Below are 6,534 nucleotides of genomic sequence, written 5' to 3'. Positions count from 1 at the left end.
GGATTCGGGATGAGTGACGTCCCCGGGCTCGCTAGGCTTCGAACAGGTGATCGAGTCGGTGGGGAGGTGTCGTGGACGACCTGTTGGCTGCCCTCGACGCGCTCGCCGGCGAGGATCTGGCGCCGTTGTTCGGCCCGGTGCTGCTGGACCGGCTGGGTCCGCTGCTGGTGGCGCAGAACCGGCTGGCCGCCGAGGTGGCCCGCACGGTGCGCGAGTGCGAGGTGTCCGGTGCCGCGGAGGTCGACGGGCTGACGTCCATGGGCTCCTGGCTGCGTGGGCACGGGCACCTGTCGACCGCCGAGGCCGCCCGGGTGGTCCGCGCCGGGCGTGCGCTTCAGCACCTGCCGGCGCTGGCGGCGTTCGCCGCCGGTGCGGTGACCGGCGAGCAGGCCGCGCTGATCGGCCGGGTGGCCGAGCCCGACCAGCTCGCCCGCGCCGCCGCGCAGAACGTGGACCTGGCCGCGGTGGATGAGCTGCTCACCGACGTGGCCGTGACCCGTCCGCACGCGGACACCGCCCAGGCGGTGCAGCACTACCTGGACCGCCTCGACGCCGACGGGCCCGAGCCCGATCCCACCGAGGGGCGGCGGCTGGTGATGGCCAAGCACGCCGACGGCAGCATCACCGGCCGGTTCGACCTGGACGCGGTGGGTGGGGAGAGGCTGCAGGCGGCGCTGGAGGCGGTGGTGCAGGCCGGCCGGTGCGCCGGGGACGAGCGCACCCGCGCGCAGCGGCTGGCCGATGCGCTGGTGCAGCTGGCCGACAACGCCCTGGCCTCCGGCGGTCTGCCCATCCTGCGCGGCCACAAGCCCCAGGTGATCGTCACGATCGGGATCGAGGACCTGGCCGACCCGGCCACCGGCCGGGGCGCCGCGCAGATGGGGTTCGGCGCGACGATCTCCGCCGCCCGGGCCCGCTGGATCGCCTGCGACGGGAACATCACCCGGATCGTGATCGGCCCGGACGGGGTGCCGCTGGACGTCGGCCGCAGCGTGCGGCTGGTGCCACCGCACCTGCGCCGCGCCGCGGAGGTGCGCGACGGCGGCTGCGTGTTCGCCGGCTGCGGCGCCCCGACCTGGTGGTGCGACGTGCACCACCTGATCGCCTGGATCGACGGCGGTGAGACGTCGCTGGCCAACTCGGCACTGCTGCGCGAACGGCACCACACCAAGGTCCACCACGGCTTCCGCGTCGAGCGACAACCCGATGGCCGATGGCGCACCTGGCGACCCGACGGCACCGAGATCCGCACCGGACCGGGCCGCACCGGCCCACCACTCGTCACTGCTGCCTGACCTGACGCCCATCCCAGCCGGCAGCCGACCGATGCCCACCCCCGGGCACCGGTCGGCTGCCGACTGCCCGTGTGCGCGGCTCCTCACCCGTGCTGGGACCCGTGGGTTGGGACGCGCGACGAGCGTGAACAGGTCGTCGCAGCCGTGCGGTGCGTACACGCGGAGCCCGAGCATGCGAGGGATGGGGCGAGGATCCTTCGTTCGTCCGCTACGTCCGGCTGCGGGGCGCGCTGCAGCACCGCGGTTCCCGTCGGGTCGGCGCGGACGACGTCGAGGAACCGCCCCTCGGCGCTCACACCAGCCGGAGGACGCCTGACACCGTCGCCATGACCGCCGCGACCAGCAGCAGGACGGCGAAGGCGACCTGCGGGCCGGTGCGGCCCTCCGTGTCGGAGTCGGCCTTCCAGATGCTGTACGCCCCGCCGAGCAGGAAGCCGCCGACGACGAGCAGCAGGACGGCGAAGGTCACGCGAGGCAGCGAAGCACGGACACGGGTCTACAGAGCGCCCTTGGTCGACGGCACGTCGGTCACCCGCGGATCGATCGCCACCGCGGCCCGCAGCGCCCGCGCCAGCGCCTTGAACTGGCCCTCGACGATGTGGTGGGCGTCGCGGCCGGCGTAGAGCACCCGCACGTGCAGGCTGATCCGCGCGTTGAACGCGAACGACTCGAGCACGTGCTTGGTGAGCGACGTCGGGTAGTCCGGCCCGATCATCGGCGTCATGTTCTCGGGCTCGGAGTGCACGAAGTACGGCCGCCCGGAGAGGTCGACGGCGGCCTGCGCGAGCACCTCGTCCATCGGGATCGTCGCGTCGCCGTAGCGGGTGATGCCGCGCTTGTCCCCCAGCGCCTGCGCGAACGCCTGGCCGAGCGCGATGGCGACGTCCTCCACCGTGTGGTGGGCGTCGATGTGCAGGTCGCCGTCGGCGCGCACGGTGAGGTCGATGCCGCTGTGCTTGGACAACGAGGTGAGCATGTGGTCGTAGAACCCGACCCCGGTGCTGATCGAGCTGGTGCCGGTGCCGTCGAGGTCCAGCTCGACGACGAGCTTGGTCTCGCTGGTCTCGCGCTCGACGCGTGCGGTGCGGGTCATGCCCTCGAGTCTCCCAGGTGCTGTTCACGCACGACCTCACCCAGCGCGGTGAGGAAGGCATCGGTCTCCTCGGTCGTCCCGGCCGTCACCCGCAGCCAGCCGGGCAGCCCGACGTCGCGCACGAGGACGTCGTGCTCGAGCAGCGCCTTCCACGCGCCCGGGGCGTCGGCGAATCGGCCGAAGAGGACGAAGTTGGCGTCGCTGGGGACGCTGGTCAACCCCATCCCCGGCAGCGCGGCGACGATCCGGTCCCGCTCGGCCTTGACCGCGTCGACGGTCGCCAGCAGCGCGTCGGTGTGCGCCAGCGCCGTCCGCGCGGCCGCCTGGGTCAGCGACGACAGGTGGTAGGGCAGCCGCACCAACTGCAGCGCGTCGACGACCGCCGGGTCGGCGGCCAGGTAGCCCAGCCGCAGGCCGGCCATCCCGAACGCCTTGCTCATCGTGCGGCTGACCAGCAGCCGCGGACGCCCGGGCAGCAGGGTGAGCGCCGAGCGCGTACCCGTGCGGGCGAACTCGGTGTAGGCCTCGTCCACGACCACCACGCCGGCGCGTCCGTGGCCGTATGACATGGCGTCGTAGATGGTGGTGATCGTCTCCAGGGCCACCGCGGTGCCGGTCGGGTTGTTGGGGCTGGTCACGAAGACGACGTCCGGGCGCACCTCGCGCACCTGGGCGGCGGCCTGCGCGGCGTCGATGGTGAAGTCCTCGCGGCGGTGCCCGTCGGCCCAGGCGGTGCCGGTGCCGGCTGAGATGATCGGGTGCATCGAGTAGGACGGCGTGAAGCCCAGCGCCGTCCGCCCGGCCCCGCCGAACGCCTGCAGCACCTGCTGCAGCACCTCGTTGGAGCCGTTGGCCGCCCACACCTGCGCCGGCTCGACCGCCTCCCCGCTGGTGCGGGTGAGGTACGCGGCCAGGTCGCGGCGCAGCGCGAGTGCGTCCCGGTCGGGGTAGCGGTTGAGCTCCAGCGCAGCGTGCCCCAGCGCCTCGCCCAGGTCGGCCAGCAGCTCCGGCGGCAGCGGGTGCGGGTTCTCGTTGGTGTTGAGCCGGTGCTTGACCTGCAGCTGCGGCGCGCCGTAGGGCGTGCGGCCACGCAGCTCCGGGCGCAGCGGGAGCTCCTCGAGGTCGGTCACGAGCGCTGCCGAACCCGGACAGCGGCAGCGTGCGCGGGCAGGTCCTCGGCACCGGCGAGGGCGTCGACGTGCCCGGCGACGTCGGCCAGCGCCTGCTCGCCGTACTCGACCAGGTGGATGCCGCGCAGGAACGACTGCACCGACAGGCCGCTGGAGTGCCGCGCGCAGCCACCGGTGGGCAGCACGTGGTTGGAGCCGGCGATGTAGTCGCCGAGCGAGACCGGCGACCAGGCGCCGACGAACACCGCTCCGGCGTTGCGCACCCGCAGCGCCACCGTGCGGGCATCGCGCGTCTGGATCTCCAGGTGCTCCGCGGCGTAGGCGTCGACCACGCGCAGACCCGCGTCGACGTCGTCCACCAGGACGATGCCCGACTGGCTGCCGTCGAGCGCGGTGGTGATCCGGTCGGAGTGCTTGGTGGCCGCGACCTGCCCGGGCACCAGGTCCAGGACGGCGTCGGCGAGCGCCTCGCTGTCGGTGACCAGCACCGCGCCGGCCAGCGGGTCGTGCTCGGCCTGGCTGATCAGGTCGGCGGCGACGTGCACCGGGTCGGCGGTCTCGTCGGCGAGGATCGCCACCTCGGTCGGGCCGGCCTCGGAGTCGATGCCGATGAGCCCGCGCAGCAGCCGCTTGGCCGCCGTCACGTAGATGTTGCCCGGGCCGGTGACCATGTCGACCGGCTCGCAGGAGCCGGCACCGTAGCCGAAGACGGCGATGGCCTGCGCCCCGCCGACGGCGTAGACCTCGGGAACGCCGAGCAGCGCGCACGCGGCCAGGACGCCGGGGTCGGGCAGGCCGCCGTGGTCGCGCTGCGGCGGGGAGGCGACCGCGATGGACTCCACCCCCGCGATCTGCGCGGGGACGACGTTCATGACCACGCTGGACAGCAGCGGCGCCAGCCCACCGGGCACGTACAGGCCGACGCGGCGCACCGGCAGCCAACGCTCGGTGACCGTGCCGCCGGGGACGACCTCGGTGGTGACGTCGCTGCGGCGCTGGTCGGCGTGCACCTTCCGGACGCGTGCGATGGCCTCCTCGAGCGCGGCGCGGACGGCGGGGTCGATCCCGGCCAGCGCGGCGTCGATCGCCTCCTGAGGAACGGCGAAGTCCTCGAGGTCGACGCCGTCGAGGCGGGCGGTGATCTCGCGGACGGCCCGGGCGCCGCGCACCCGCACGTCCTCGCACAGCGGCCGGACCGTGGCCAGCACAGAGTCGATGTCGGTGGCGGCGCGGGGCAGCAGGCCGGCGAGCTCACGCACCCCCGGCAGGGTGGATCCACGCAGGTCGATGCGGGCGAGCACGGGCGGACCTCCGGGGTGGGGATGGAACACCCCAGGATAGCCGCCGGGGGTCCGCGGCCCGGCGCGCTGCCCGGTCCGGGCACCGGCCACCCGTAGGCTCGCCTGCCGTGGACGTCATCCCGCTCTTCCCGCTGGGGACGCCGCTCTTCCCCGGGGTGGTCCTGCCGCTGCAGGTGTTCGAGCCGCGCTACCGGCGACTGGTGCGCGACCTGCTGGAGCTGCCGGAGGGCGCTGCCCGCTGCTTCGGCGTCGTGGCCATCCGGCAGGGCTGGGAGGTCGAGGACGTCGCCCCGGCCAAGGCCCTCTACGACGTCGGCTGCACCGCGCGGCTGCAGACCGTGCGGCCCCAGCCCGACGGCGGGTTCCGCATCGTCGCCGTCGGCGGGGACCGGTTCCGGCTGCTCGATCTCGTGGTCGGTGAGGACCCCCCGTACCTCCAGGCCCAGGTCGAGTGGCTCGCCGAGGAGGAGGCCGCCGAGGAGGCCGCCGGCGACCACGAGGGGCTGACCGCGCCCGGCGGGGAGCCGGCCGACCCCCGGCACGAGGACCTGGTCTCGGAGGTGGCGCGCGGCTCGATGGACGTGCTGGTGCGCGGGGTGGGCGCGCTTTTCGGCCGCTACGTCACCGCCGTGGCCACGCTGACCGGGGATGTCGACGGCGAGGAGCCCGACACCGCGGACCTGCTCGACGCCGTCTCCGGGGACCCTCGGGCGCTGTCCTACCTGGTGGCCTCGGCCGCCCTGTTGACCGCCGAGGACCGGCAGGCGCTGCTGGCCGAGTCCGCCACCCGCCGCCGGCTGCAGACCGAGTCCCGGCTGCTGCGCCGCGAGCTGACGCTGCTGGAGACGATCGGCGCGGTACCGGCACCGCTGCAGCGCTTCACCGGCCCGCGCGGCGTCAACTGAGGGGACCTCGTCCCCTCACCGGGGAAGGACCCCGTCCTCCCCTTGAGGGACCCCCTTGCCCCCGCCACTCGCAGGCTCGCGCCAGGCCCCGTCCAGGACGGGGTCGGGGCCTTGAGGGGTGGCCGTCCGGGCGTCGGCTAGGCGCTCAGCGCGTCCTCGGCGGCCGTGGTCTCGGGCAGTGGGCCGCCGGCCGGCGGCCGGGCCGGCGCGGGATCGGGCCGGTCGAGGTCCTCGGCGGCGGTGAGCAGCGTGGACACCACGTAGGCCAGGACGGCGAGGAACGGGGCGACCGCCAGCGCAGCCGGCGAGCCCAGCCGCAGCGGGGTGATCACCCGGGTGCCGACGGTGGCCAGCTCGGCCGGCGAGGGCCCGGCGCCGAGCAGCTCGCCGACCTGCCAGGCGACGAGGGAGGCCAACACCGTCCCGACGGCCAGGGCCAGCACGGTCGCGACCCCGCGGCGGCGGCGCAGTCGCCAGGCGACCAGCCCGGCTCCCAGGCCGAGGCCGGCCAGCACGAGGGTGTAGACGCCGTCGTCGGCGACCAGCAGCTCGACCGAGGGGGCGCCGACCGGGACCGGGCCGTCCGCGGTGACCTCGAAGGTCGCCCGCGGGGCCAGCGCCCACCACACCAGCCCGGCCGGCAGCCCGGCGAGCAGCAGGACGCCGGCCAGCACCAGCGAACCGCGCAGGTCGGCGCGCAGCTCGGCGCGCCCCGGCCAGGGGGCACCGGCACCCCACCGGGCGGGGCGGACGGGCGGCGGCCCGCCGGGGGCGGGTGCGGGGGGGCTGTCCACGCCCCCAGTCAACCCC

The 6,534-nt window shown here is 75.0% G+C and carries 7 protein-coding genes; 2 read left to right on the top strand and 5 right to left on the bottom strand.

Features of this window, described 5'->3' with window-relative positions; translation table 11 throughout:
* Positions 1 to 71: 71 nt before the first annotated feature.
* Positions 72 to 1,295 carry an HNH endonuclease signature motif containing protein gene (locus tag BUB17_RS07910; RefSeq protein ID WP_072915931.1) on the top strand — a complete coding sequence of 408 codons (1,224 nt, stop codon included), beginning with the start codon at positions 72 to 74 and terminating at the stop codon, positions 1,293 to 1,295.
* A 292-nt stretch (positions 1,296 to 1,587) separates the two neighbouring features.
* Here the strand turns inward: BUB17_RS07910 and BUB17_RS26710 are convergent, their stop codons facing one another.
* From BUB17_RS26710 to hisD, 4 genes are read right to left on the bottom strand one after another with little or no spacing between them, the layout of a single operon-like run.
* Positions 1,588 to 1,764 carry a hypothetical protein gene (locus BUB17_RS26710; RefSeq protein WP_175561314.1) on the bottom strand — a complete coding sequence of 59 codons (177 nt, stop codon included), beginning with the start codon at positions 1,762 to 1,764 and terminating at the stop codon, positions 1,588 to 1,590.
* A 27-nt stretch (positions 1,765 to 1,791) separates the two neighbouring features.
* Positions 1,792 to 2,388: an imidazoleglycerol-phosphate dehydratase HisB gene (gene hisB / locus BUB17_RS07905; RefSeq protein ID WP_072915928.1), complete on the bottom strand. Its 597-nt coding sequence runs from the start codon at positions 2,386 to 2,388 to the stop codon at positions 1,792 to 1,794.
* Positions 2,385 to 3,518, bottom strand: coding sequence for a histidinol-phosphate transaminase (locus tag BUB17_RS07900; protein ID WP_072915926.1), 1,134 nt, complete (start codon positions 3,516 to 3,518; stop codon positions 2,385 to 2,387). Before BUB17_RS07900 ends, hisB begins: the two co-directional genes overlap by 4 nt.
* On the bottom strand, positions 3,515 to 4,819 hold the full coding sequence (gene hisD / locus BUB17_RS07895; protein WP_072915923.1) for a histidinol dehydrogenase: 1,305 nt from the start codon (positions 4,817 to 4,819) through the stop codon (positions 3,515 to 3,517). The genes BUB17_RS07900 and hisD overlap by 4 nt, the downstream gene beginning before the upstream one ends.
* A 107-nt stretch (positions 4,820 to 4,926) precedes the next feature.
* Here hisD and BUB17_RS07890 point away from each other — a divergent pair, with 107 nt between their 5' ends.
* Entirely contained in the window at positions 4,927 to 5,724 is a 798-nt protein-coding gene (locus BUB17_RS07890; protein WP_072915920.1) for an LON peptidase substrate-binding domain-containing protein, read from the top strand.
* 137 nt (positions 5,725 to 5,861) lie between these two features.
* Here the strand turns inward: BUB17_RS07890 and BUB17_RS26705 are convergent, their stop codons facing one another.
* The gene (locus BUB17_RS26705; RefSeq protein ID WP_072915903.1) at positions 5,862 to 6,518 is read right to left on the bottom strand and encodes a hypothetical protein; all 657 of its coding nucleotides are present in this window, start codon (positions 6,516 to 6,518) and stop codon (positions 5,862 to 5,864) included.
* Between the last annotated feature and the right edge of the window lie 16 nt (positions 6,519 to 6,534).

Source organism: Geodermatophilus obscurus, assembly GCF_900143215.1.
In the GTDB taxonomy this organism is placed as follows: Bacteria; Actinomycetota; Actinomycetes; order Mycobacteriales; family Geodermatophilaceae; genus Geodermatophilus; species Geodermatophilus obscurus_A.
This window is presented reverse-complemented; position numbering and strand designations above follow the sequence as displayed.